21 protein-coding genes are annotated in these 23,377 nt (G+C 68.4%); 9 read left to right on the forward strand and 12 right to left on the reverse strand.

What is annotated here, in order from left to right; translation table 11 throughout:
* The first annotated feature begins 3 nt into the window (after positions 1 to 3).
* Positions 4 to 720: a lipoyl(octanoyl) transferase LipB gene (lipB, locus tag E0H45_RS27030; RefSeq protein WP_238155308.1), complete on the forward strand. Its 717-nt coding sequence runs from the start codon at positions 4 to 6 to the stop codon at positions 718 to 720.
* Here the strand turns inward: lipB and E0H45_RS27035 are convergent.
* Positions 702 to 2,081, reverse strand: coding sequence for a sulfatase family protein (locus E0H45_RS27035; protein WP_131342436.1), 1,380 nt, complete (start codon positions 2,079 to 2,081; stop codon positions 702 to 704). The genes lipB and E0H45_RS27035 overlap by 19 nt on opposite strands.
* A 4-nt stretch (positions 2,082 to 2,085) precedes the next feature.
* Positions 2,086 to 3,387 (reverse strand): sulfatase-like hydrolase/transferase, encoded by a 1,302-nt coding sequence (locus E0H45_RS27040; protein ID WP_131342438.1) that lies wholly within the window; start codon positions 3,385 to 3,387, stop codon positions 2,086 to 2,088.
* A 110-nt stretch (positions 3,388 to 3,497) separates the two neighbouring features.
* Between E0H45_RS27040 and E0H45_RS27045 the strand changes: the two genes are divergently transcribed.
* Positions 3,498 to 4,976, forward strand: coding sequence for an MFS transporter (locus E0H45_RS27045; RefSeq protein WP_131342440.1), 1,479 nt, complete (start codon positions 3,498 to 3,500; stop codon positions 4,974 to 4,976).
* A gap of 445 nt (positions 4,977 to 5,421) precedes the next feature.
* On the opposite strand, the gene E0H45_RS27050 is transcribed toward E0H45_RS27045, so the two are convergent.
* The 5 genes from E0H45_RS27050 to E0H45_RS27070 all read right to left on the reverse strand — a co-directional run bounded on the left by E0H45_RS27050 (position 5,422) and on the right by E0H45_RS27070 (position 10,723).
* Complete coding sequence (locus E0H45_RS27050; RefSeq protein WP_131342442.1) at positions 5,422 to 6,390, reverse strand: LysR family transcriptional regulator; 969 nt, start codon at positions 6,388 to 6,390, stop codon at positions 5,422 to 5,424.
* A gap of 109 nt (positions 6,391 to 6,499) precedes the next feature.
* Positions 6,500 to 7,666, reverse strand: a complete 1,167-nt coding sequence (locus tag E0H45_RS27055) for an ABC transporter permease (protein WP_131342444.1) — start codon at positions 7,664 to 7,666, stop codon at positions 6,500 to 6,502.
* On the reverse strand, positions 7,663 to 8,544 hold the full coding sequence (locus E0H45_RS27060; RefSeq protein WP_131342446.1) for an ABC transporter ATP-binding protein: 882 nt from the start codon (positions 8,542 to 8,544) through the stop codon (positions 7,663 to 7,665). Before E0H45_RS27060 ends, E0H45_RS27055 begins: the two co-directional genes overlap by 4 nt.
* 131 nt (positions 8,545 to 8,675) lie before the next feature.
* On the reverse strand, positions 8,676 to 9,335 hold the full coding sequence (locus E0H45_RS27065; protein WP_131343856.1) for a response regulator: 660 nt from the start codon (positions 9,333 to 9,335) through the stop codon (positions 8,676 to 8,678).
* A gap of 8 nt (positions 9,336 to 9,343) precedes the next feature.
* On the reverse strand, positions 9,344 to 10,723 hold the full coding sequence (locus E0H45_RS27070; RefSeq protein WP_131342448.1) for a sensor histidine kinase: 1,380 nt from the start codon (positions 10,721 to 10,723) through the stop codon (positions 9,344 to 9,346).
* 56 nt (positions 10,724 to 10,779) lie between these two features.
* Between E0H45_RS27070 and lipA the strand changes: the two genes are divergently transcribed.
* The 3 genes from lipA (at position 10,780) to E0H45_RS27085 (ending at position 13,896) form a co-directional block, all read left to right on the forward strand.
* Positions 10,780 to 11,715 (forward strand): lipoyl synthase, encoded by a 936-nt coding sequence (gene lipA, locus E0H45_RS27075; RefSeq protein ID WP_130380347.1) that lies wholly within the window; start codon positions 10,780 to 10,782, stop codon positions 11,713 to 11,715.
* A 29-nt stretch (positions 11,716 to 11,744) separates the two neighbouring features.
* Positions 11,745 to 12,443, forward strand: coding sequence for a DUF4191 domain-containing protein (locus E0H45_RS27080; protein ID WP_131342450.1), 699 nt, complete (start codon positions 11,745 to 11,747; stop codon positions 12,441 to 12,443).
* Positions 12,444 to 12,603: 160 nt separating this feature from the next.
* The gene (locus tag E0H45_RS27085; RefSeq protein ID WP_131342452.1) at positions 12,604 to 13,896 is read left to right on the forward strand and encodes an SAM-dependent methyltransferase; all 1,293 of its coding nucleotides are present in this window, start codon (positions 12,604 to 12,606) and stop codon (positions 13,894 to 13,896) included.
* Here the strand turns inward: E0H45_RS27085 and E0H45_RS27090 are convergent.
* Positions 13,893 to 14,354, reverse strand: coding sequence for an RDD family protein (locus E0H45_RS27090; protein ID WP_131342454.1), 462 nt, complete (start codon positions 14,352 to 14,354; stop codon positions 13,893 to 13,895). The two genes, E0H45_RS27085 and E0H45_RS27090, sit on opposite strands and share 4 nt — an antisense overlap.
* A gap of 190 nt (positions 14,355 to 14,544) precedes the next feature.
* On the opposite strand from E0H45_RS27090, the gene glnA reads away from it, so the two are divergent.
* The gene (gene glnA, locus E0H45_RS27095) at positions 14,545 to 15,969 is read left to right on the forward strand and encodes a type I glutamate--ammonia ligase (protein WP_131342456.1); all 1,425 of its coding nucleotides are present in this window, start codon (positions 14,545 to 14,547) and stop codon (positions 15,967 to 15,969) included.
* Positions 15,970 to 16,057: 88 nt separating this feature from the next.
* Here the strand turns inward: glnA and E0H45_RS27100 are convergent, their stop codons facing one another.
* The gene (locus tag E0H45_RS27100) at positions 16,058 to 16,564 is read right to left on the reverse strand and encodes a peptidoglycan-binding domain-containing protein (protein ID WP_131342458.1); all 507 of its coding nucleotides are present in this window, start codon (positions 16,562 to 16,564) and stop codon (positions 16,058 to 16,060) included.
* A 223-nt stretch (positions 16,565 to 16,787) separates the two neighbouring features.
* Positions 16,788 to 17,663: an aldo/keto reductase gene (locus tag E0H45_RS27105; RefSeq protein ID WP_131342460.1), complete on the reverse strand. Its 876-nt coding sequence runs from the start codon at positions 17,661 to 17,663 to the stop codon at positions 16,788 to 16,790.
* Positions 17,664 to 17,748: 85 nt separating this feature from the next.
* Between E0H45_RS27105 and E0H45_RS27110 the strand changes: the two genes are divergently transcribed.
* Entirely contained in the window at positions 17,749 to 18,318 is a 570-nt protein-coding gene (locus tag E0H45_RS27110) for a TetR/AcrR family transcriptional regulator (RefSeq protein ID WP_131342462.1), read from the forward strand.
* Here the strand turns inward: E0H45_RS27110 and E0H45_RS27115 are convergent.
* Complete coding sequence (locus E0H45_RS27115) at positions 18,315 to 19,148, reverse strand: helix-turn-helix transcriptional regulator (protein WP_202872525.1); 834 nt, start codon at positions 19,146 to 19,148, stop codon at positions 18,315 to 18,317. The two genes, E0H45_RS27110 and E0H45_RS27115, sit on opposite strands and share 4 nt — an antisense overlap.
* 121 nt (positions 19,149 to 19,269) lie before the next feature.
* Between E0H45_RS27115 and E0H45_RS27120 the strand changes: the two genes are divergently transcribed.
* Positions 19,270 to 20,283 (forward strand): aldo/keto reductase, encoded by a 1,014-nt coding sequence (locus tag E0H45_RS27120; RefSeq protein WP_131342464.1) that lies wholly within the window; start codon positions 19,270 to 19,272, stop codon positions 20,281 to 20,283.
* Here E0H45_RS27120 and E0H45_RS27125 read toward each other — a convergent pair.
* Complete coding sequence (locus tag E0H45_RS27125; RefSeq protein ID WP_238155310.1) at positions 20,280 to 22,151, reverse strand: glycoside hydrolase family 76 protein; 1,872 nt, start codon at positions 22,149 to 22,151, stop codon at positions 20,280 to 20,282. The two genes, E0H45_RS27120 and E0H45_RS27125, sit on opposite strands and share 4 nt — an antisense overlap.
* Before the next feature lie 160 nt (positions 22,152 to 22,311).
* Here E0H45_RS27125 and E0H45_RS27130 point away from each other — a divergent pair, with 160 nt between their 5' ends.
* Positions 22,312 to 23,361 carry an LLM class flavin-dependent oxidoreductase gene (locus tag E0H45_RS27130; protein ID WP_131342468.1) on the forward strand — a complete coding sequence of 350 codons (1,050 nt, stop codon included), beginning with the start codon at positions 22,312 to 22,314 and terminating at the stop codon, positions 23,359 to 23,361.
* The last annotated feature ends 16 nt before the right edge of the window (positions 23,362 to 23,377 follow it).

The following is a 23,377-nucleotide window of genomic DNA, read 5'->3' on the forward strand; positions in this document are numbered from 1 at the left end:
GGCGTGAGGGCTATCAGGTACGTGGAAGCCGGATTCGGCGCCGACGCGGTGGACTACGAGACCGCGTGGGCCGAGCAGCGACGGCTGCACGCGGAGGTTGCCGAGGGCACCGGCTCGGACACCGTGATCCTGCTCGAGCACCCGCCGGTCTACACGGCGGGCAAGCGCACCGAGCCACACGAGCGACCGATGGACGGTACGCCGGTGGTCGACGTGGACCGTGGCGGCAAGATCACCTGGCACGGCCCCGGGCAACTGGTCGGGTACCCGATCGTCAAACTGGCCTCACATGTGTACGTCGTGGACTACGTCCGGCGGCTCGAGGAGGCGCTGATCGGCGTGTGCGCCGAGCTCGGTGTGAAGACCGGCCGGGTCAAGGGCCGCAGCGGCGTCTGGGTCGCGGCTGACGACCGCGGCCGGGAGCGGAAGATCGCCGCGATCGGCATCCGGGTCGCGCAGGGCGTGACCATGCACGGCTTCGCGCTGAACTGCAACAACGACCTGGCCTGGTTCGACCGGATCGTCCCGTGCGGCATCTCGGACGCCGACGTGACCACGCTCTCCAAGGAGCTCGGCCGCGAGGTCACGACCACCGAGGTCCTCGAAGCGGTCCGCCGGCACCTCGACGATCTCCTCGCCTGGAACGAGTACGAGCGCAGCCCAGACATCGACCACCACGAGGAGCCGCCGACCGCGATCACCTACGGGTTGACCGTCTGAGGCTCCAGCCCCACCTCCGCGCGCCAATCGGCGTGCAACGAGCGCAACCGGTGTGCGATCTCCGGCTGGTCTGACAGGTGGTTGGTCTGCTCGCCGATGTCATCGCCCAGGTTCGCGAGGAACCAGCCCTCACCCATCGGCGCGTGCTCGTAGTCACGCAGATGCCTGGTGTTGGCGTCGTCGGCCACCCAGCTGAGCTTCCACTCCCCCGACCGCACCGCCCACTGAAACCCGCAGTCCCAGTGCAGGTTCTCGTGCGCCGCCTCAGCGGTTCCGGCCAGCACGGGCAGGATGTCGACGCCGTCAGCACCGTCCACCGTCGCGCCAGCCGCCGCGGCCAGCGTGGGGACCAGGTCCATCGTGCTGACCAGTGCGTCCGTACGACGTCCTGCCGGCAACTGGTCCGGCCAGCGCCAGAGCATCGGGATGCGGATGCCGCCGTCCCACAGCGTGTACTTCGTCCCGCGCAGCGGCGCATTGTCGCCGAAGTTGCAGGTCGACCCGCCGTTGTCCGTCACGTACACAACGATCGTGTCGTCGCCGGCCACGTCGAGCAGTCGCCCGATCTCCGCATCCATCAGCTCCAATTGGGCGAGGTAGTACTCGCGCCCGTGCGGGAGATTCGGCACGATCACGTCGTCGTACCACTCCATGAACGGACCGTCCGCATCCGGTGACCAGTCGCGGAAGGCCGGGAGCCCACGCGCTTCCAGCTCAGAGTCCGGCAGCTGCCAGCAGAAGTTGTGGACGGCGTTGAAGGCCACCATGCAGAAGTACGGCCGCTCGTCATCCGCATCCATGAACTCCGCCGCGCGGCGACCGAACTCTGCGGTCAGAAAGCCCTCGTGCTCAACTGGCTCGTCCCCTGACAGCAGAGGCTGCACAGCCATGTGGTGCGCGGCCGGCTGACCATACGACTCGACCGACTCGTCGGAGTGATGCAGGTAGTTCAGCCGCCCGAACGACTGCCCCGCCAGCCCGTACAGCGTCTCCTCGAACCCGTGGTGCGGCGGACACGCCCTGTCCCCCACGTCCTCTTTCCCGTAGTGCACCTTGCCGAAGTACGCCGTCCGGTACCCCTGGTCGCGCAGGATCTCCGCGAGCGTCGGTACGTCGTCCGGCGGGAACGCGGCCGAGTCGAACCATTGGCCGCCCCACCGCTGCTGGTACCGCCCGGAGATGATCGAGGCCCGTGACGGGCTGCAGATCGGCGCTGTCACGTAGGCGTCGGTGCAGCTCACTCCCTGCGCGGCCAGCCGGTCCAGCGCCGGAGTGCGTACGTCGGAGTGCACCCCGAGTCCACCGCGGTCGGCGTACCCATGGTCGTCGGAAACGATCAGCAGAATGTTCGGAGCGGGCAACAGTTCATCCTCTCGAAAGGCGCGCAGCCTGGTCTGACTTCGCACGGGCATCGGTCGCGTCAGGATCCAGCAGCAATCTCAGCTCAGCATCCAGCCGCCGCACCAGAGCCGTCTCACCGGACAAGTCGTAGAGCTCCTGCGGGTCGTCCTCGACGTTGAAGACCTGCGGCGCGTGCTCTGACCCGTAGTAGCAGTACTTCCACGGCCCGGTCTTCAGCATGAATCCACCGTCGACCATGCCCTGTGCGTGGTACTCCGACAGCACAGGTATGTCCTCAGCCTCCAGCAGCGTCTGGCCGGGCAGGGCGGCGTCGGGAGCCAGACCGGCGACGTCTCGCAGGGTGGGGAGCACGTCGATCAGGCTGACGTGTGCGGCGCTCCGGCCCGGCTGCAACGACGGGTGACGCAGCAGCAGCGGGATGCGTACGGCGGGCTCGTAGAAGCACTGTTTCTGCCAGATGCCCTGGTGACCGGCCATTTCGCCGTGGTCGCTGGTGTAGACGACCACGGTGTCATCCGGTACCGCGGCCAGCAGCCGGCCGATCTGGTGGTCCAGGTGACTGATCAGCGCCCAGTAGCAGACTGTCGCCTCCCGGATCTGCTCTTCAGTCAGCGGCTCGTCGTTACGGAACCCGTGGCGCAGCAGCGAGATCACCGGGTGCTGGTCGTCTGCGACGGCAGGTAGCTCGACGTCGGCCGGGTCATACAGTGCGCGGAACTCCGGTGGTGCGACCAACGGGAAGTGCGGATGCATGTAGCCGACGTACAGCAGGAACGGGTCCTCGCCTGGGTCCCGCAGGAACTCCACAGCGGCGTCTGTGGCGGCTGCGTCGTGCTGCGTGTGGACGTGGTCGCCTGTGCCCTGTTCGGTGACATGAGAGTTGGTCGGGCGTCGCCAGTCCGCCGTACGCCGGGGTGGACGCCCACTGTGGTCGAGCCAGAAGTCCAGGTCGTCGGTGAGGCGGCGGTCGAAGCCGAGTAGGCGGCCTGGTCCGTTGAAGTGCGTCCGACCCGCTATGACCGAGGTGTAGCCGGCTGCGTGCAGGTGGTGGCCCCAGGTGCGGTACGACGGGTCTGGGATCACGCCGTTGTCCCAGGCCCCGATCTGGTGCACGTACTGGCCGGCCATGAGTGAGAGGCGGGACGGCACGCACATCGGGCTGTTGGTGTACGCGCGATCGAACGAAACGCCCTGCGCGGCCAGGCGATCCAGGTGTGGCGTCTGGACGTGCGGGTGACCTGCCCAACCGGCTGCCGCGGCGGTGTGTTCGTCGGACAGGACGACGACGATGTTCGGTGGGCGCATGGCTCCTACCTTAGGCAAGCGGTTGCCTGTCCAGGTTCATCGAGTGTGAGCCGAAGTGTGTGCCGAAGTGTCTGCGGGCTGTAACCGCAGTTCGTCGCTACCTTGGGGGTGTGGCCAAATTTCTTGGGTTCTTGCTCGGCGTAGCAGTTGCTCTGGCCGGACCGGCCGTGTTCGGAGTCCTGGCGGCGCCGGGTGGTATCGAGCTGAACGCGAAGGGGATGGCGCTTGCCTACGGCATCGGCGCGCTGATCTTCTGGGCCGTGGTGTCGTACTTCTCCGGAGCCGGCGCGCTGGGGGCGTTCATCGCCTTCGGCGCCCTGATCTACTGCTGGCTCTGGATCCCGAACCGGACCACGAACTTCCTGAACGACGTCCCCGGCGTCACCAACGGGATGATCGAGGGGTCGAAGCAGTACACGCTGAACGGCGTGGTGCCGATCCTCGGGGTGATCTCGCTGGTGTACGCGATCCAGCTGATCGTCCGCAGTGTTCAGCGCCGGCGGCGGGAGCGGGCCGACGACGAGCGGCTGCAGCGCGAGCAGGAAGCCGCGCAGGCGCAGCAGGAGGCGGACGTCGCGGCCGTGTATCCGGTTGCCGGGGGCACCTATCAGGCTCCGGCTGCGTACGAGAGTCACACGCGGTACGACGACCTGTTCGACGAGCCCCAGGCGGCGCAGCCGCGGAACCAGGCCGACGATCAGACGCGGCAGTTCCCGGCCAGTGAGGCCGAGGAGTTCGACCACACACGGCAGTTCCCCGAGGCAGATGCCGAGAGCAACTACCCCGGCGAGGAAACGGTCATCGCACCACCTCCCGCAGCCGAGGAGCCGGTCGCACAGGAGGAGCCGGTCACGCAGGCGACCCCCGCAGCTGAGGTGAGCGAGCCGGCTGAGGAAACTCAGCCCGCAGAGGCGCCGCCAAGCGCGGCCACACCGGTCGAGGAGACCCAGGCAGCGGAGCCCAAGCCCGAGGCAGCCACACCGGCCGAGAAGACCCAGCCGGTCGCACCTGCTCAGGAGGCAGTCACGCCCGTCGAGCAGACTCAGCCGGCGGAGCCCAAGCCCGAGGCAGCCACACCGGCCGAGAAGACCCAGCCGGTCGCACCTGCTCAGGAGGCAGTCACGCCCGTCGAGCAGACTCAGCCGGTGGAGCCCAAGCCCGAGGCAGCCACACCGGCCGAGAAGACCCAGCCGGTCGCACCTGCTCAGGAGGCAGTCACGCCCGTCGAGCAGACTCAGCCGGTGGAGCCCAAGCCGCAGGCCGCCGCGCCGGCCGAGGAGACCCAGCCGCTGGACGCGACGCCTGAGGCGGCCGCACCGGTGGAAGAAGCTCAGCCGGCGGAGGCCAAGCCCGAGACAGTCGCGCCCGCTGACGAGACTCAGCCGGTCCCGCCTGCTCAGCCAGTGGAGCCCAAGCCCCCCGCAGCCGCGCCCGTTGAGGAAACTCAGCCGGTGGAGACGAAGAAGGTGGAGCGGAGTGTTTCACCTCGGGAGCAGATGGGGTCGCAGTATCGGGAGCGGATGGAGGACCCGGAGGACACCGGGGAGTTCCACATGGCGTTCGAGAACCCGGTGGTCAAGCCCGCCTAAGTGATCCGCGACCCGAGTTCGTCCGGGGCGCCGGCTACTTGGTGGAGGATTTTGCTGCGATAGCGCCAGAAACACTCCACCGATCTGCGGGAACCCTCCATCAAGGCAGACAGGCAGCGAGCACCGGGGGGCCGGGCAGCGGGGCCGCGGCGGGCGGTTCGGTTCGGCCGGACGCGCCGGACCACACCCGGCTCGGGGGATGGCCGGGGAAGTGGTGGGCTTGGACAGGCAATGACTTGTTCAAGCCCTCGGGGGCCCGTTGCAGGTCCTCGGAGGTGGCCGAGTTGGCCGGGTGCCGTGGTCAGCGACCCGGAATCCAGGTGGTGGACACCACTCCAGGGGATCTCCCCTGGTCTTCGGGGTTCTCCGGTGGTGTAGGAGGGGAGAACCCCCAACGGCAAGGGAGAACCCCTGCCGTGGAGGGTGCCGGAGTGCCTGGCAAGGGTCAGGCGACGTGCATGCGCTGCTGGTGCTGGTCCCGGCGCGCGTGCTCGGTGATGGCCTCGTCGTACGCCACGCTCGCCATCTGCAGCACGTCCCCCGCCATCTGGGCCCGCGGTGAGTCGGTGCTCCACGCGAGCACCAACTTCCGATGAATCGGGTCGCCCACCAGGGTGCGAGTGGTGACGTCAGCCGAAAGCATCCGGTACGACGTGGGCGAGATGAGTGCCACGCCCTGACCACTGGTCACGAACCCCATGAGCACCGACGTGTCGACCGAATGGTGCTCCACCCGAGGCTGGAACCCAGCGGCCTCGCACGCCGCCCGGAACAGCACGTGGAACCCGCTGTCGTCCGGCGGCTCACCGATCCACTCCTCGGCCGACAGCGACGCCAGATCGACCTCACCCCGCGCCCGCGACGCCTCGGCCACCGGGTGGTCGGCCGACAAGGCGACGTACGCCGACTCGGACTCAACAACCGTGGTGGACTCGACCCCAGCCGGCAGCCGCAGCTCGAACCCGGGGAACTCCCGCAGCAGCGCGAAGTCCAGCCGCCCGCTCTCCAGCTGCTGCAGGAGCACGCTGGTGGACCACTCGACCTCGATGCTCACCTGCTCGATCTCGCCGTGGGCGCGGAGCCGGGACGCGATCCCGGACATCGGCGCGGTCGGAAACCCGCCGAGCCGGACCGCCGACGACTCGACCGCGGTCATCGCGGACACGGTCGCCGACAGGTGGTCGACGTCGACCAGGATGGCTCGCGCGCGATCAACGGCGTACCGGCCGAGCGGGGTCGGCTTCACGCCGGTGCGGGAGCGTTCGAACAGCTCGCCGCCGAACGCGGCCTCGATCCGTTTCAGCTGCGCGGTCAGGCTCGGCTGGCTGACTTTGAGCCAGCGGGCGGCCCGTCCGACGGACCCCGCTTCTGCCACCAGGACCACCACCCGCAGGTGGCGCAGCTCAACGTTCATGCGTTGAGACCGTAGTCGAGGTCTGGACACAGCACACAGCGACCCTACATTGCGGTTTCGTCACAGCCGGGCCCGGTGCTGTAACGCCGGGCCCGGTCGTGACGATGTGCTACTTCGATTCGAGCGCCAGGGCCTCGCGGTAACCGAGGCGACGGCCGGTCTGCAGCAAGGTGCGCTCGTACAGCCGCGCGCCCATCCGGACGATCAGCACGGTGGCGGCCAGCAGCAGCGCGATCGCGACCAGTGGCTGCCAGACCGGTACGTCCTCGGTGAGCATCCGGCCCGGCATCGACATCGACGACGCGATCGGGACGAACGACGCCACGGTCTTGGCCGACGATCCCGCGAATACCGAGAAGAAGAACGGGATCATCAGGATCATCTGCCCCGGCAGCGTGGTCGACCCGAGGTCCTCCTGCCGCGTCGCGAGCGAACCGGCGACCGCCCACAGCCCGGCCAGCGCGACGAACCCGAGGACGAAGAACACCACGAACCACCCGGCGACCGGCGCGACCACTTCGAGGATGTCTGCCTGGTCGGTGGCGAGCAGCCCGATCAGTGACGCACCCGCGATCACCACGATCTGGGTCAGCGCCAGCACCGTGTTGCCCAGCACCTTGCCCCACAGCAGCGACCGGATCGGCACCGCGGCGGCCAGGATCTCGACGACCCGGCTCTCCTTCTCCTGGACGACGCTCTGCGCGATCATCATCCCGAAACCGAGCGCGGTCATGTAGAACACCAGCGCCAGCCCGATGTTCACGAAGTCGGAGACGATGTCCGGCAACGGGCCCGGTTTCAGCAGCTGCAATGAGACCTTCGTGCCGGCGTGCAACTCCGCCGGGGTCAGTCCCGCCTTCCCGGCGTTCGTTTCCATCCCGACGGCCGCGGCCGCTTCGCGGAGGGCACCTTCGACGCCCGAGTCGACGCGGTCCTTGCCGAGGACGACGTACCCGTCCGCGTCCGGCAGCAGCGCGGCCTTCACCTTGCCGTCGGTGACGGCCTTCTCAGCGGCCGGCCGGTCGGAGAAGCGGGTCGCCTCGTACCCGTCGCCGCCCGCCGTGACCGACGCCGTCTGAACGACCTTCAGGCCGGCGTCGTCGATGACCCCGATCTTGTCCGGTCCGCCCTTGCCCGCGAGGATCGCGGGCAGGATCACCGCAACCATCACGATCAGCAGCATCACCAGCGTCGAGCCGATGAACGTCTTGTCCCGCAGCTTCGTGGTGATCTCGCGCTCCGCGATCAGCACCCACGGCTTGTCCAATGTCTTCATCGGGTCGCCTCCCGGAAGATGTCGCTCAGCGCCACCCGCTCCGGCCCGAACTCGAGCACCTGTCCGCGGGTCAGCGCCTCCTGCAGGATCTTCTGCTCCACCGCACCGTCGAGTACGTCGAACAACGCCGTACCGCCGGCCACATCCCGCACCTGGATCCCCCGCACGTCACGCAGCCACCCGGCGTCGCCGTCAACCACCAAGCGGTACGTCGACGTAGGCCCGGCCGCCAACTCGGACACGGCGCCCGCGGCGACGACCTTGCCGCGAGCCAGTACGACGAGGTCGTCGCACAGCCGCTCGACCAGGTCGAGCTGATGGCTGGAGAACAGCACCGGCACCTCGGACGTCACCTCCTCGCGGAGCAGGTCGGCCATCGCGTCGACGGCGAGCGGGTCGAGACCGCTGAACGGCTCGTCCAGCACCAGCGCGATCGGCTCGTGCACCAGCGCGGCCGCGATCTGCACCCGCTGTTGGTTCCCCAGCGACAGCGTCTCGAGTACGTCGGAAGCACGCTCGGCGAGTCCGAGCCGCCCGAGGATCTTCTCGGTCCGCGCGGCGGCGCGCTCCGGGTCGAGACCGTGCAGCCGGCCGAAGAACACCAGCTGGTCGCGGATCTTCATCTTCGGGTACAGCCCGCGTTCCTCGGGCATGTAGCCGAAGTCCCGGCGTACGTCCTGCGTCAGCGGCTTGTCCTGCCACCGCACCTCGCCGGCCGTCGCGGCCAGGACGCCGAGGATGATCCGCATCGTCGTCGTCTTCCCGGCCCCGTTGGCCCCGACGAATCCGGTCATCCGTCCCGGTACGACGTCGAACGTCACGTCGTCCAGCGCCAGATGATCACCGAACCGCCGGGTGAGCCCAGCCACCCTCAGCATGTGTCACCGTTCCCATCAGCTTTCAGCCCCCGGCCGGGCGCTCGCCCGACCCTCCTAAAGCTAGCCAGCCGAAGTGTGCCTGCACGTCGCCCGCGCGGGTGATCACCGGCGTCATCCGCACGACGGATGGCTCAGCCGGTCGGGTCGTCGCCCGGGGTGACGAGGCCGCATTCGTAGGCGAAGACGACGGCCTGGACCCGGTCGCGCAGACCGAGCTTCAGCAGTACGCGGGACACGTGGGTCTTGACCGTCGCCTCTCCGACGTACAGCTGGTTGGCGATCTCGGTGTTGGTCAGGCCGCGGGCGATCAGCCCGAGCACCTCGCGCTCCCGCTCGGTCAGCTCGGCGAGCAGGTCCGGCCGGTACACCCGCTCTCCCCCGCCGGTGAATCGTTTGATCACCCGCCGGGTCACCTCGGGCGCGAGCAGCGCGTGCCCGGAGTGCACGACCTGGATCGCCTCCACCAGGTCCTCGGGCGCGGTGTTCTTCAGCAGGAAGCCGCTCGCACCGGCCCCGAGCGACTCGAAGAGGTAGTCGTCGCGGTCGAACGTGGTGAGGATGACGACCTTTCCGGCGTCCTCCGCGACGATCCGCTGGGTCGCGGTGATCCCGTCCATACCGGGCATCTGGACGTCCATCAGTACGACGTCCGGCCGCAACGCCAGCGCCAGCTCGATCGCCTTCTCGCCGTCCGCGGCCTCGCCGACCACGTCGATCTCCGGCTCGACGGACAGGATCATCCGGAATCCGGCACGCACCAGGTCCTGGTCGTCGACCAGCAGCACCCGCATCGGGTCGGTCACGCTTCTCCCCCAGCCAAAGGACGGTTCTGCGGATCCAGCGGGATCCGGACCCGGACCCGGAATCCTCCCACGGGACGCGGGCCGATCTCGCTCTCACCGCCGAGCAGGCCGACCCGTTCGCGGATCCCGACATGGCCGAGCCGGCTGCCGACCGGGGCGTGTTTCGGGCGGCCGTCGTCGAGCACCTCGAGCTCGACCGCGTCACCGAGATAACGCAGCGTGACATGGGCGCTGCGAGCCGTCGAGTGTTTGCGGACGTTCGCGAGCGCTTCCTGGGCGATCCGGTACACCGACACCGAGACGGTCTTGGGCAGCTCGGCCGGCGATCCGATCTGGTGGAAGCCGACCTCCAGGCCGAGGCTGTTCGCCTCCGCGATCAGCGCCGGCAGCCGGTCCGCGCCGGCCTGCGGCTCCTTGGGGTCCGGCGTACCGACGTCGAGGTCGGGGTCCGCCGAGCGGAGCATGCCGAGCAGCTGGCGCATCTCGTTCACCGCGCTCCGGCTGGACTCCTCGATCACGTTCAGCGCGTTCTTCGCGGCGTCCGGGTCGGCGTCCATCACCCGCCGGGCGCCGCCGGCCTGGATGCCGATGCTGCTGATGTGGTGCGCGACGACGTCGTGCAGCTCGCGGGAGATCCGCAGCCGCTCGTCGATCACCGCGCGCCGCGAGTTCGCGTCCTGCTGCGCCGCCAGCTCGGTCGCCTGCTGCTCGAGCTCGAACCGCTGTCGCGCGGTCGCCCACGCGGTCCGGCCCCAGAAGTACGCGCCGAAGAAGTACAGGACGTTCAGCGCGACGGTGATGATCACGTTCGAGACGTACGGCGAGAACAGGGCATGGTTCGGCCCCTCGATCGCGTTGTTCCGCAGCGCCTGCACGAAATTGATCGTCAGCCAGCCGAACATCACGACGAAGACGACCGCCACCGCCGCCTTCATCAGCCGCCGGTCGCGCGCCCACGCCACCGCGGCGTAGATCGCCATGAACATGGTCGCCTGCGTGATCAGGTTGCCTGCGAACGCGAACAGGGCACGCTCCCCGTTCAGCACGAACAGCACGGCGACCACCAGCAGCACCGGGATCGGCCAGCGGCGGCGGAAGCACAACGGCAGCGTCACGGCCGCGCTGAGCAGGTACGGCTCGACACCGCCGATCCCCAGATCCACCTGGTTCGGCGATCCGCCGCGGGCGAGTTCGGTCCCGAACACCGCGGCCAGCGCCATCCCGAGACCGAGCAGTACGTCGTACCGCTGCTCGCGGGCCGTCGGCGCGGGACGGGTCCAGCCGCGCACCCCGGTACCTGGTCCATCACCCGATCCATTAGCGGACGCCGGCGGGTTGCCTGGTTCGGCATCCGTACGCAGCTCAACCGTGGACATAGCTCATCAGCGTACGGGTGGGACGGCCCTGAGCGGGGACGCGTACCCTTGGGGGCGTGACCATCGCCCCAGAAGGACGGAAACTGCTCAGGCTCGAGGTGCGCAACGCGGAGACCCCGATCGAGCGCAAACCCGAGTGGATCAAGACCCGCGCCAAGATGGGCCCGGAGTACCAGGCGCTGCAGAAGCTGGTGAAGTCCGAGGGACTGCACACGGTGTGCCAGGAAGCCGGTTGCCCGAACATCTTCGAGTGCTGGGAGGACCGCGAGGCGACCTTCCTGATCGGCGGAGACCAGTGCACGCGGCGCTGTGACTTCTGCCAGATCGACACCGGCAAACCGGAAGCGCTGGACCGCGACGAGCCGCGCCGGGTCGCCGAGTCGGTCCGCACGATGGGCCTGCGCTACGCGACCGTGACCGGCGTCGCCCGCGACGACCTGGACGACGGCGGCGCCTGGCTGTACGCCGAGACGATCCGCCAGATCCACGAGCTGAACCCGGGCACCGGCGTGGAGATGCTCGCGCCGGACTTCAACGCCGTCCCCGAGCAACTGGCCGAGGTGTTCTCGTCGCGGCCGGAGGTGTTCGCGCACAACGTCGAGACGGTGCCGCGGATCTTCCGCCGGATCCGGCCCGGTTTCCGCTACGAGCGCTCGCTGGACGTCATCACCCAGGCCCGCGACTACGGGCTGGTCACCAAGTCGAACCTGATCCTCGGCATGGGCGAGACCCGCGACGAGGTCAGCCAGGCGCTGAAGGACCTGCACGCGGCGGGCTGCGAGATCATCACGATCACGCAGTACCTGCGGCCCTCGGTGCGGCACCACCCGGTCGAGCGCTGGGTGAAGCCCGAGGAGTTCGTCGAGCTGGACGCCGAGGCTCAGGAGATCGGTTTCGCCGGTGTCATGTCCGGTCCGCTGGTACGGTCCTCGTACCGCGCCGGCCGGTTGTACCGACAGGCCGTTGAGTCACGTATGAACGCCGCCAACTAACACCACGGCATGAACCAGGACAGGTAGAGATGGCCAAGAACGACGCGCCCGAAGAGAAGAAGACCAGCAGGCTCAAGCAGATCGTTTCGGCGTACAAGCTGACCCAGAAGTCCGAGCCGCTGGTCGGCCTGGTGCTCGCCGGGATCTTCCTCGGCATCGTCGCGCTGGCCGTGCTCGGCGGATTCCTGGTGGGCCCGCTGCTGGTATGGATCCCGCTCGGCGTCGCGCTCGGCTTCCTGGCCGCCACGATCGTCTTCGGTCGCAAGGTCGAGAAGGCGGCGTACAGCCAGATCGAGGGCCAGGCCGGTGCCGCCGCGTCCGCGCTGCAGACGCTGCGCCGCGGCTGGAACGTCGACCCCGCGGTCGCGGTCACCAAGAACTCCGACATCGTCCACCGGGTGGTCGGCAAGCCCGGCATCATCCTGGTCGGCGAGGGGCAGCCGAGCCGGGTGAAGAACCTGCTCGCGGCCGAGGCCAAGAAGCACAACCGGGTCGCCGGTGGGGCGCCGGTGACCCAGATCGTCGCCGGCAAGGGCGAGGGCGAGATCGACATCCGGAAGCTGACCAAGTACGTGATGAAGCTACCGGCCGTGATGCAGCCGTCCGAGATCACCGACCTGCTGCAGCGGCTGAAGGCGCTGGACGCGGTCCGGCCGCAGGTGCCGATGCCGAAGGGTCCGGTGCCGACGAGCCTCAAGGGCGCCCGCCAGGCGATGCGGGGCCGCTGAAATAGCTGTTGGGGGTATCTCTGAGTGAGACACCGGTAACCCGGTGGCCGCTCAGGCAGTTGATCTGTCGTGACGTGGCACGTGTGTGCCTCCGTGTCGCGCTGTGGGGTGGCTGGTTGGCCTTAAGGTGCGACCAGGACGGATCGATACAGGGGTAGAGATGACGGATGTGATGCCGCGCGTGCAGCATCCCGTGCACGCGCCGGAGACCGAGACCTGGCCGACACTGGCCCGGCCACGGTCGAACCCGGTCCGTCGGTACGGCGCTGCGACCGCGATCCGGCTGATCGCCAAGGATCTCCCGGCCACGATCCACCTGGACCGCAACCGCTCGTTCGGCCTCGGCGGACCTGCCATGCGGGTGCACCGTACGTCGGCGTTCCTGGACCGGCTCGGTCAGGACGCCGGGTCCGGGTTCGGCGAGGCGTACCTGGCCGGCGACTGGGACCCGGAGCCGGGCACCGACCTGGCCGACCTGCTGGTCCCGTTCGCCGAGCGGTTCAGCAACGACGAGACGCGGCACCTGCTGCCGAAGTGGGCGCAGTCGCTGCGCTGGCTGGTCACCCGGTCGCAGCCGGGCGAGCAGGAGAACGACCGGGCCGGTGCCCGGGAGAACGTCAGCCGGCACTACGACCTGAGCAACTCGATGTTCTCGGAGTTCCTGGATCCGACGCTGACCTACTCCGCGGCGTACTTCGGCGGCGACCCGACGGCCGATCTCGCCACGGCGTCGTACGACGAACTCTCCGCCGCCCAACTGCGCAAGCTCGACTCGATCCTCGACGCGGCCGGCGTGCGGTCCGGGTCACGCGTGCTCGACATCGGCTGCGGCTGGGCGAGCCTCGCGATTCGCGCCGCCCAGCGGGGCGCCTGGGTGACGGCGATCACGATCGCCTCGCAGCAGGCGTTGCTCGCGCAGCGCCGGATCGCCGACGCGGGCGTCGGTGACCGGGTGCAGGTCGCGCTGCGCGACTACCGCGATCAGATCGGCGAGTTCGACGCCGTACTGAGTGTGGAGATGATCGAGGCGGTCGGCGAGAAGTACTGGCCGGTGTACTTCGACGCGATCGAGCGGCGGCTCGCGCCCGGCGGCGTCGGCGTCGTCCAGGCGATCGTGATGCCGCACGAGCGGATGCTCGCGACCCGGAACACGTTCACCTGGGTGCAGAAGTACATCTTCCCCGGCGGTCTGATCCCGTCGATCGAGGTGATCGAGGACGTCACCGCGCAGCACACCGGCCTTCGCGCCGAGGTGGTTCGGCATCTCGGCGGGGACTACGCACGGACGCTGCGGGTCTGGCGGAACCGGTTCATCGAGCACTGGCCGGCGATCGCGGCGCTCGGGTTCGACGACACGTTCCGCCGGATGTGGGAGTTCTACCTCGCGTACTCCGAGGCGGGCTTCCGGACCGGGTACCTGGACGACGTACAGCTGCTGCTCACGCGGCGCTAACGCAGTACGACGACCGTCTTCGCGGCCAGGTCGTGCAGCCCGCGCCGGTCCCGGTCGAAGATCACCGCGGGGATCAGCAAGCTGATCAGCAACGCGCGGATGACGCCCGCCAGCAGACCGGGCGGCGCGGCGTACGTCTTCCGGTCGCGGACCGGGGCCACCCGCAGACCGCAGATCCGGTGGCCGATCGTGCCGCCGACCAGGCCGGTCAGGATCGCCGTCGTCGCGAAGAAGATCGCCGAGTGCATCAGGCTGTAGTCGCTGCCGCCCGCCCACATCGGCCGGCTCATCACCACGGACGCGATCAAGCCGGCGATCAGCCAGTCGATCAGCAAGGCCAGCAGGCGGCGGCCCCAGGTCGCCACCGAACCCTGGCCGTCCTCGGGCAGCCCCAGCCGATTGCCCGGGTAACGAAATTCTTCGGAGGGTCCGGTTGCGGCCGCCGCGGATGATGCCATGATGTCTAGCCTACGGACACACTCCGGGACGGTCCCACACGGACCGCGATATCTCAGGGCGTGACCGCCGTACACCAGTGGGTCAGCGCGGACACGCTGGGCGTAACATCCGCGAAACATCAGGGTCACGACGGAGAAACCGGCGGGCCCTACGTTCAGATGCAATCTCTGAGCCACCCTAGGAGTACGTATGTTTTCCAGCGCTGAGGAGCTGCTCGCCTACGTCAAGAACGAGGGCGTCGAGATCGTCGATGTCCGGTTCTGTGACCTGCCGGGCATCATGCAGCACTTCACCGTCCCGGTGTCGTCGTTCGGGCCCGAGGTCTTCGAGGACGGCCTCGCCTTCGACGGTTCGTCGGTCCGCGGTTTCCAGCAGATCCACGAGTCCGACATGAAGCTGCTGCCGGACCCGACCAGCGCGTACGTCGACGAGTTCCGTAGCGCCAAGACGCTGGTGGTCAACTTCTTCGTGCACGACCCGCTGACCGGCGAGGCGTACTCGCGTGACCCGCGCAACATCGCCCGCAAGGCGCAGGAGTACCTGAAGTCGACCGGTATCGCGGACACCGCGTTCTTCGCGCCCGAGGCCGAGTTCTACGTCTTCGACGACGTCCGGTTCGAGACCAAGGCGAACTCCTCGCACTACTCGATCGACTCGATCGCCGGCGCCTGGAACACCGGCCGGGTCGAGGACGGCGGCAACCGCGGCTACAAGGTCCGCTACAAGGGTGGCTACTTCCCGGTCGCGCCGACCGACCACTTCGGCGAGCTGCGCGACGACATCACGCTGGCGCTGGAGCGGTCCGGCCTGATCGTCGAGCGCGCCCACCACGAGGTCGGTACGGCGGGTCAGGCAGAGATCAACTTCCGCTTCGACGAGCTGCTCAAGGCCGCCGACGACGTGATGAAGTTCAAGTACATCGTCAAGAACACCGCGTGGAAGGCCGGCAAGACCGCGACCTTCATGCCGAAGCCGATCTTCGGTGACAACGGCTCCGGCATGCACTGCCACCAGTCGCTGTGGAGCAACGGCGACCCGCTGTTCTACGACGAGTCCGGGTACGGCGGCCTGTCCGACACCGCCCGCTGGTACATCGGCGGCCTGCTCAAGCACGCCCCGTCGCTGCTGGCCTTCACGAACCCGACCGTGAACTCGTACCACCGCCTGGTGCCGGGCTTCGAGGCGCCGGTCAACCTGGTCTACTCGTCGCGTAACCGCTCGGCCTGCATCCGGATCCCGATCACCGGCTCGAACCCGAAGGCGAAGCGGATCGAGTTCCGCTGCCCGGACCCGTCGGCGAACCCGTACCTGGCGTTCGCGGCGCAGCTGCTGGCCGGCCTGGACGGAATCCGCAACAAGATCGAGCCGGCCGACCCGGTCGACAAGGACCTCTACGAGCTCCCGCCGGAGGAGCACGCGGGCATCGCGCAGGTCCCGACCTCGCTGCCGGCCGTGATCGACGCCCTCGAGGCCGACCACGCCTTCCTGCTCGAGGGCGACGTCTTCACCGAGGACCTGATCGAAACCTGGATCGACCTCAAGCGCGACAACGAGATCGCCCCGATCCAGCTCCGCCCGCACCCGCACGAGTTCGAGCTGTACTACGACGTCTGAGCCGCGTAGCCGGCCGAAACGGCGGCAGACCTGGGAATCTCTCCCGGTCTGCCGCCGTTTCTCGTCGGGATGTGTAGGCGCTAGATCCCTACCACCAGGTGACCGGCAGCTTCAGGTACATGCAATAGTTCCCACTGCCGTTGTTGTCGCGGGCCTTCATCTTTTTGCGAGTCTCCGGGCCGTACCATCCATCAGCGGTCACTCCCACGTACGACTGCACGGTCTTCAGCGCCTTCTCGGTGGCGGAACCGAACTGCCCGTCCGTAGCGAGGTTGGTGCTGAACTTCTTGACGCCGCCACTCGCGGGGTGCGGCCCGTAGCACTCGTTGAGAGTCATCTGGAGCTGTCGGACACCGTCGCCGCTCGTGCCCTTGTAGAGGTTGCAGTTCAGGCTCCTGCTGCTCGTGGTCCCCGTCCCGTAGATCGGCACGATGCTCGCGCTGGGGTCGAGGTTGACGTTCCTGACGTACGCCCAGCTGTTGCAGGTGGTGACCGCCTCGGCGGGACCTGTGGCCAGGATGGATCCGGCCACGCCGACGGCCGCGACCGCGCTGATCATCAGGATGTTCCGTGGAGCTTTCTTCAACATACGCATCGAGAGAGTCCTCTGTGAGACGACAGGCAACACCTCGAACGTATTCGCAGCCCCTTTCCACTCCCTTTCTGTTCGCTTTCCACCGGTCAGACCACGATCGCGTCGGCAATCGAACTGGAGCGGATGCCGCACCCCCGCAGAAGCGCCACTTTGTGCACCGTTCGACCATTTCGCGGGCCGTTTGATGGTCGAACGGTGCACAAAGTGCGTCTGCGTCCAGGGGTTAGGCCGCGATCGCGTCTAGTTGTGCGATTGCCTCGGTGTCGAGGTGGACGGTGGCGGCGCGGAGGTTGTCCTCGAGGTGGGTGACGCTGCGGGTGCCTGGGATCAGGGCGGTGTGTTCGTCGTGGGCGAGGATCCAGGCCAGGCAGACCGCCGCGGGCGTCGCTCCGAGTCGGATGGCGATCTCCTGTACGACGGGATGCTCGGTCGGTGACGGGATCTGGTCGAAGGCCGAGCCCAGCGGGAAGTACGGGATCCATGCGATGCCGTTGGCCGCGCAGAGTTGGAGTTGGGGCTCGGCGGAGCGGTCGAGCACGCTGTAGGCGTTCTGGACGCAAACGATACCGGCGGGCAGCGCCTGCTCGAGCTGCTCGGTGCTGATGTTGCTGAGGCCGATCGCACCGATCAACCCTTCGTTGCGGAGGGCAATCAGTTCGGCGAGCTGGTCATCCAGGGGTACGACGTCGTCGCCGGAAGCGATGAGCCCCGGGCCTTGATCCGCTCGGCGGAGGTTGACGACGGGCACCTGCTCCAGACCGAGCGACGTGAGGTCGAGGTGGACCTGCTCCCGCAGTTGCTCCGGCCGCTGCGCCAGGGCCAGCGGCACCGGCGCGTCCACCCGGCGCGCGCCGACCTTGCTCACGATCACGAGGTCGTCCGGGTACGGGTACAACGCGGCCCGGATGTGCCGGTTCACCGTGGTGTGCCCGTAGAACGACGCGGTGTCGAGGTGGTTGATGCCGAGCTCCACAGCGCGGTGCAGGACCGCGCCGGCCGCGGCAGTGTCGACGTGTTCGAGTTGCATCGCGCCGTACCCGATCCGCGCGATCTCGTACTGCCCGAGCTTGACCGTGCCTCCGGGTCGTTCCGATGTCATCAGCAGTGTCCTCAGGTAGAGTCGATGGAAGTGGAGGTTTCTCCACTTACTTCGACGATAGCACTAACTGGAGGTTTCTCCACTTATGCGGGCGGATGCAGCGCGCAGGCGTGAGCAGGTGGCGGCGGCGGCCGCCGACGAGCTCGCCGATCTCGCCGTGGCCGCGCGCAACGGCGAGCCGGTACACCTGTCCCTCGACAGGGTGGCGGCCCGGGCGCGCGTCGGCGTGGCCACGCTGTACAGGCACTTTCCGACCCGCGAAGCGCTCCTCGAGGCGGTCTATCGTCAGGAGCTCACGCGGCTGTGCGACGCCGCGCCCGAGCTCGCCGCCGGCGCACCCGCCGACGAGGCCCTGCTCACCTGGATGCACCGCTATCTCGACTTCGTCGACTCCAAGCGGGCCATGAGTCTCGATCTGCGCAACATGGTCGCCTCCGGCGCCGTGACGCAGGCCGACACCCGCGCCCGGCTCTCCGCGGCCGTCGCACACTTCCTGGACTCAGGCGCGGCGGCCGGCGTCTTCCGGTCCGACGTACCTCCGGACGATGTCGTCGCGGCGATGGCCGGCGCGGTGATCGCGGCCGCTCCCGAACAGCAACGCGAGCAGACACAGCGCCTGCTCACCCTCCTGATCGAGGGTCTTCGCGCTCGCTAGACGAAGGACTGCGTGCCGATGACTCGCAGGAGGTCGAGCTTTTCGCGGGCGTCGGTGCCTTCGATCGGGAGGAAGGCCCGGACCCGTACGTCGGCCGCGGGCGTCAGGAGGGTCTCGCAGGTGAGGTCGAGCTCGCCGACCTCCGGGTTCAGGAACCGCTTGCGCGGCAGGCGGCGTACGGCGACCTCGTGGAGGTCCCACAATGCGCGGAACTCCTCGCTGTGTTCGACGAGTGCGTCGACCAGGCTCGTGACGTCGCGGTCGCCCATCCGGCGCGAATAGGTGCCGCGCAGGTCGGCGACATGGGCGGCCGAGTGGGCGTCCCAGTCCTCCTCGGGGAAGATCCGCCGGATCTCCGGATCGGTGAACCAGAGCCAGGTCAGGTTCCGGCCGAGGCCATCGCCGGGGCGTCGGCCGATGAGGACGTCGGCCAGCGCGTTCTGCCAGAGGACCTCGTCGAGGTCGGTGGCGACGAACACCGGGATGTCGCCGAGTCGTTCGACCAGACCGATCAGGCCCGGCCCGAGGTGCCGGCCGGCCAGGCGGAGCGGCGGCGCGAGGCCGGCCAGGTGGTACAGGTGGTCGCGCTCGTCCAGGTCGCAGCGCAGCGCGCGAGCGAGGCCGGCGACGATCGGCTCCGACGGGTTCGCGCCGCGGGACTGCTCCAGCCGCGAGTAGTAGTCCGTCGACATGCCGGCCAGCTGCGCGACCTCTTCCCGGCGCAATCCCGGCGTACGGCGGCGTGCGCCGTCGGGAAGGCCGACGTCCGCCGGCCGGAGGAGCTCGCGGCGCCGGCGGAGGAAGTCGGCCAGGCCGTCACGATCGATCACACGTTCCATCATGCGTGACGTACTGCGCGCTATCCAGGGACAACCTGTCCGTGGATGAAGTGGGCCTTCTCCGCGGCCGCCGGCGCCGCCAAGGTGGAGACAACACCAAGGAGGCAACACCATGCACTACCGCACGCTCGGCCGGACCGGTATCAAGGTCAGCCCGTACGCCCTCGGCGCGATGATGTTCGGTGCCGTCGGCAACGACGATCGCGAGGAGTCGATCCGGATCATCCACAAGGCCCTCGATGCCGGGATCAACTTCGTCGACACCGCCGACATCTACTCGCACGGCGGCTCGGAGGAGATCGTCGGCGAGGCGCTGAAGGGCCGCCGGGAACACGTCGTGCTGGCCACCAAGTCACACCTGCCGATGGGCGACGACCCGAACCAGCGCGGCAACTCGCGGCGCTGGATCACGACCGCGGTCGAGGACTCGCTGCGCCGGTTGCAGACCGACCACATCGACCTCTTCCAGATGCACCGCCCGGACCCGGAGACCGACATCGAGGAGACCTTGTCGGCGCTGACCGACCTGATCCGCAGCGGGAAGGTCCGGGCGATCGGTACGTCGACGATGCCGGCCAGCGAGCTCGTCGAGGCGCACTGGGTCGCGGAACGCCGTGGCCTCGAGCGGTTCCGCACCGAGCAACCGCCGTACTCGATCCTCAACCGCGGGATCGAGCGCGAGGTGCTCCCGGTCGTGCAGAAGTACGGGATGGGGGCACTCGTCTGGAGCCCGCTCGCCCAGGGTCAGCTCACCGGACGGGCGCCGGCGGACCTTCGGCGTACGGCGATGTTCCGGCACATGTCCGACCAGCGGCGGCTCGAGATCGTCGAGCAGCTGATCCCGGTCGCCGACGCGGCCGGGCTCAAGCTGACCCATCTGGCGATGGCGTTCGCGATCGCGCACCCGGCGGTCACGTCCGCGATCATCGGTCCGCGCACGATGGAGCACCTGGACGACGCGCTGGCCGGCGCCGACGTCGTGCTCGGTGACGACGTTCTCGATCAGATCGACAAGATCGTCCCACCGGGCACCGACGTCGGCCGCCTCGACATGGACTACGACACACCGGCCATCCTCAACCCGGCCCTGCGCCGGCGCCCGGTCGACGATCGCTCTGCCGCTTAGTTGTAGGTAGCGCTCACGTGGTAGACCCGGCCGCCCCAGCCGTCGTCCGGGAAGGAGTCGGAGATCCGGACGTACCCGGTCTTGGCTGATCCCAGGTGCGGCGTCAGGTCGAACGTCCGGACCGCCTTGTTCTCGCCGTCGTGGTACGGGGTCGTCTCGGTCGCCACCGTGGTCCAGTTCTGCCCGTCGCCGCTGACCTGGACGACAAACTCATTGTCGATTGTCAACGATACGGATGCCGACGTGGTGTCGGACGGGAACGGGAAGCGGTAGACGAAGTACGAGTGCCCGTCGGCGAACCGGTTCTGTACGCCGTTGCTCTGCGACCCGTCCGCGTCCCACAGCCACGGGGTTTCGGCTGCCGTACCGGTGTCGAAGTCGGCCGTGTGCGCGATGAGGATGTCGGACCGGGTCGTGAACGACAGTTGCGATCCGGACGTCGCCGACGCGGTCACCGAATGCAGGCCGTCCGGCGTACCCGCGGGAATCGTCACGTCGAGGTCGACGGACGTGGCCACGGGTACGGCGTTGCCGCGAGTCGTCAGCGTCACGGTCGTCCGGCTCGGCGTGACCGTCCAACCGGACGGGGCCGTTGCCTGGACGACGGCCTGAATCCGGTCACCCACCGGACCGGTGGCCTCTACGTCGACCTTCACCTTGACGTGGGTGGCGCTGCCGGTCGCGGGCATCACCACAGGCAGGGCCGGATCGGTTGTCGCGGACAACGATCGCACCGGCGGCGTCTGCGGTACGGCGGCGATCAGGGCACTCAACGCACTGGCCTGGGTACGCCAGTCGAAGACGTTCGGGGTCGCGCCGGCCCACCGCTCGCCGAGCCGGTCGGCCGCGTCGTGGTTGTTGTCCCAGATCGTGGCGGCCTGCTGCGCGACGAAGTCGGTGTAGCGACGGTCGTGCGTGGTGTCGGCGAGATCGGTCCAGTAGCGCATGAAGATGCCCTTGAACTGCTTGCCGTTGTCGTCACACGTGCGGCCCGGCGCATCGCAGGCCTCCGTCAGGACGCCGTCGGTGACGAGTCCGCCCGGAGCGATCGCGGCGTCCGCCAGCCGCCGGACCGTGGTGAGCAGTTCGGGGTCGCGGGTCGCGCGCCACAGCTCGAGGCCGGCGCCGATCGCAAGGCCCTGGTTGTAGCTCCAGACTGTGTCGCCGTTGCTCTCGCAGTTGCTCTTCAGGCCGTCGTTGACCAGGCCGGCGGAGTTGATCATGCCGCTGCCGGTGAACCAGTTCCAGCCTTCCTGCGCACGGCCGAGCCAGCGCTTGTCGTGCGGCAGGCGGTTGTGCAGTTCTGCGGTCAGGCGGATCCAGAGTCCGTTGGTGACGGCGTTCTTGTAGGTGCGTTCGCCGTCCCACCACACTCCCCCGCCGCACGAGCTCGGGTCCCAGTAGCCCTCGACGTACTCCGCGATCGTGATCGCCATGTCGAGGTACTTGCGGTTCTTGGTCAGGTCGTACGCCTGGATCCAGGTCAGGCCCCACCACTCGGAGTCGTCGATGGCGCGGCTGGTGAAGTTGCCGAGCAGCGGATCGCCGGACAGGTACCCGGCCGGGAACACGCCCTTGTCCTTCTCGAACGTGTTGTCCAACTGCCCCAGGTAGCGCCGGTCGCCGGTGCGCTGCATGTAGTCGCCGATGGTCTGCAACGCGACCGCGGAGTTCCACCAGCTCGACGGGAACCAGGCCTTGTTCGGCTCGTACGAGCCCATCAGTACGTCGGCCGCGACACGGGCCCGCGCGGTCGCCGTCGCACCGGCGGACCCACCGGCGGCACCGGCGGGCTGTGGCACGAGAGCCGCGGCGAGCAGGATCGCCCCGGCCGTCAGAACCTTCAGAATCTGCACACGACGATTCACACGATCTCCTCGAGATGCTTCATGGCGGCTCGGCTCACCGAGGTTGGAAACGTTTCGAGAACGTATCGTCGTCGCCCCCGACAACGCTGTCAATGCCTCACGACGACCAGCCCGCGAGACACTCAAAGTCGACCAACCAAGTGGACTTAACCTTCTTTGCATGACTTTTCTCTGGTACATCCCGAACCAGGTCGACCCCGGTCACCGCGGGGACGACGCCGTCCAGGGACACAACAGCATCGAGCGGCTGACCGAGCTGGCCCGACTCACCGAGAACCACGGGTGGTCCGGCGCGCTGCTCGGCACCGGCTGGGGCCGGCCCGACACATTCACGGTCGCGACCGCGCTGGGCGCGCGGACCACGACATTCCAGCCGCTGGCCGCGATCCGGCCCGGGTACTGGCATCCCGCCCACTTCGCGTCCGCGGCGAGCACGCTCGACCAACTGACCGGCGGGCGGCTCCTGGTCAACATCGTCTCCGGCCAGGACAACCTCGCGGCGTACGGCGACAGCGAGGGCGACCAGCCGCAGCGGTACGCCCGGACCAAGGAATTCCTCCAACTGGTACGGCGCCTGTGGACCGAGGAGGACGTGACCTTCGCCGGCGAGTACTTCTCCGTCACCGGCTCCACGGTCGCGACGCGTCCCGTCGTACGGGATGGCCGTCCGCATCCCCGGTTGTACTTCGGTGGCGCGTCGGACGCCGCGCAACGGGTCGCCGCGACGGATGCCGACGTACAACTGTTCTGGGGTGAGCCGCTGGACGGGGTCGCCGCGCGGATCGCACGGCTGCGGGAGCTGGAGAACGAGCTCGGTCGCGAGCATCCGCCGCTGGAGTTCGGGCTGCGGATCACCACGCTCGTCCGCGACACCACCGAGGAGGCCTGGACCGACGCCGAGGCGAAGGTCGCGAAGATGGCCGAAACGCACGGATCGCGGGACAAGCGCTGGTTCAAGGCGGTCGGCCAGCAACGCCTCCTCGACCTGGCCGAACGCGGCGAGGTGCTCGACGACAACCTCTACACCGCTCCCGGCAAGTACGGCGGTGGCGGCGCCGGCACCACGTGGCTCGTCGGCTCCCCCGACGACGTAGCCAAGTCCCTCAACAAGTACCGCGACCTCGGCATCACCCACTTCATCCTCTCCGACACCCCGTACCGCGAAGAGATCATCCGCATCGGCGACCAGCTCCTCCCTTTGCTGTCCTGACGCGTGTCGGAGCGGT

The sequence above is a fragment of the Kribbella soli genome (assembly GCF_004331345.1).
Classification (GTDB): Bacteria; Actinomycetota; Actinomycetes; order Propionibacteriales; family Kribbellaceae; genus Kribbella; species Kribbella soli.

What these genes read in the sequence shown, in the direction of transcription:
- E0H45_RS27050 (WP_131342442.1), bottom strand. Translation starts at nt 6,390, where the DNA reads ATGAACGTTGAGCTGCGCCACCTGCGGGTGGTGGTCCTGGTGGCAGAA.
- glnA (WP_131342456.1), top strand. Translation starts at nt 14,545, where the DNA reads ATGTTTTCCAGCGCTGAGGAGCTGCTCGCCTACGTCAAGAACGAGGGC.
- E0H45_RS27055 (WP_131342444.1), bottom strand. Translation starts at nt 7,666, where the DNA reads ATGAAGACATTGGACAAGCCGTGGGTGCTGATCGCGGAGCGCGAGATC.
- E0H45_RS27080 (WP_131342450.1), top strand. Translation starts at nt 11,745, where the DNA reads ATGGCCAAGAACGACGCGCCCGAAGAGAAGAAGACCAGCAGGCTCAAG.
- E0H45_RS27065 (WP_131343856.1), bottom strand. Translation starts at nt 9,335, where the DNA reads ATGCGGGTGCTGCTGGTCGACGACCAGGACCTGGTGCGTGCCGGATTC.
- E0H45_RS27120 (WP_131342464.1), top strand. Translation starts at nt 19,270, where the DNA reads ATGCACTACCGCACGCTCGGCCGGACCGGTATCAAGGTCAGCCCGTAC.
- E0H45_RS27100 (WP_131342458.1), bottom strand. Translation starts at nt 16,564, where the DNA reads ATGCGTATGTTGAAGAAAGCTCCACGGAACATCCTGATGATCAGCGCG.
- E0H45_RS27105 (WP_131342460.1), bottom strand. Translation starts at nt 17,663, where the DNA reads ATGACATCGGAACGACCCGGAGGCACGGTCAAGCTCGGGCAGTACGAG.
- E0H45_RS27040 (WP_131342438.1), bottom strand. Translation starts at nt 3,387, where the DNA reads ATGCGCCCACCGAACATCGTCGTCGTCCTGTCCGACGAACACACCGCC.
- E0H45_RS27060 (WP_131342446.1), bottom strand. Translation starts at nt 8,544, where the DNA reads ATGCTGAGGGTGGCTGGGCTCACCCGGCGGTTCGGTGATCATCTGGCG.
- E0H45_RS27090 (WP_131342454.1), bottom strand. Translation starts at nt 14,354, where the DNA reads ATGGCATCATCCGCGGCGGCCGCAACCGGACCCTCCGAAGAATTTCGT.
- E0H45_RS27085 (WP_131342452.1), top strand. Translation starts at nt 12,604, where the DNA reads ATGACGGATGTGATGCCGCGCGTGCAGCATCCCGTGCACGCGCCGGAG.
- E0H45_RS27070 (WP_131342448.1), bottom strand. Translation starts at nt 10,723, where the DNA reads ATGTCCACGGTTGAGCTGCGTACGGATGCCGAACCAGGCAACCCGCCG.
- E0H45_RS27130 (WP_131342468.1), top strand. Translation starts at nt 22,312, where the DNA reads ATGACTTTTCTCTGGTACATCCCGAACCAGGTCGACCCCGGTCACCGC.
- E0H45_RS27110 (WP_131342462.1), top strand. Translation starts at nt 17,749, where the DNA reads ATGCGGGCGGATGCAGCGCGCAGGCGTGAGCAGGTGGCGGCGGCGGCC.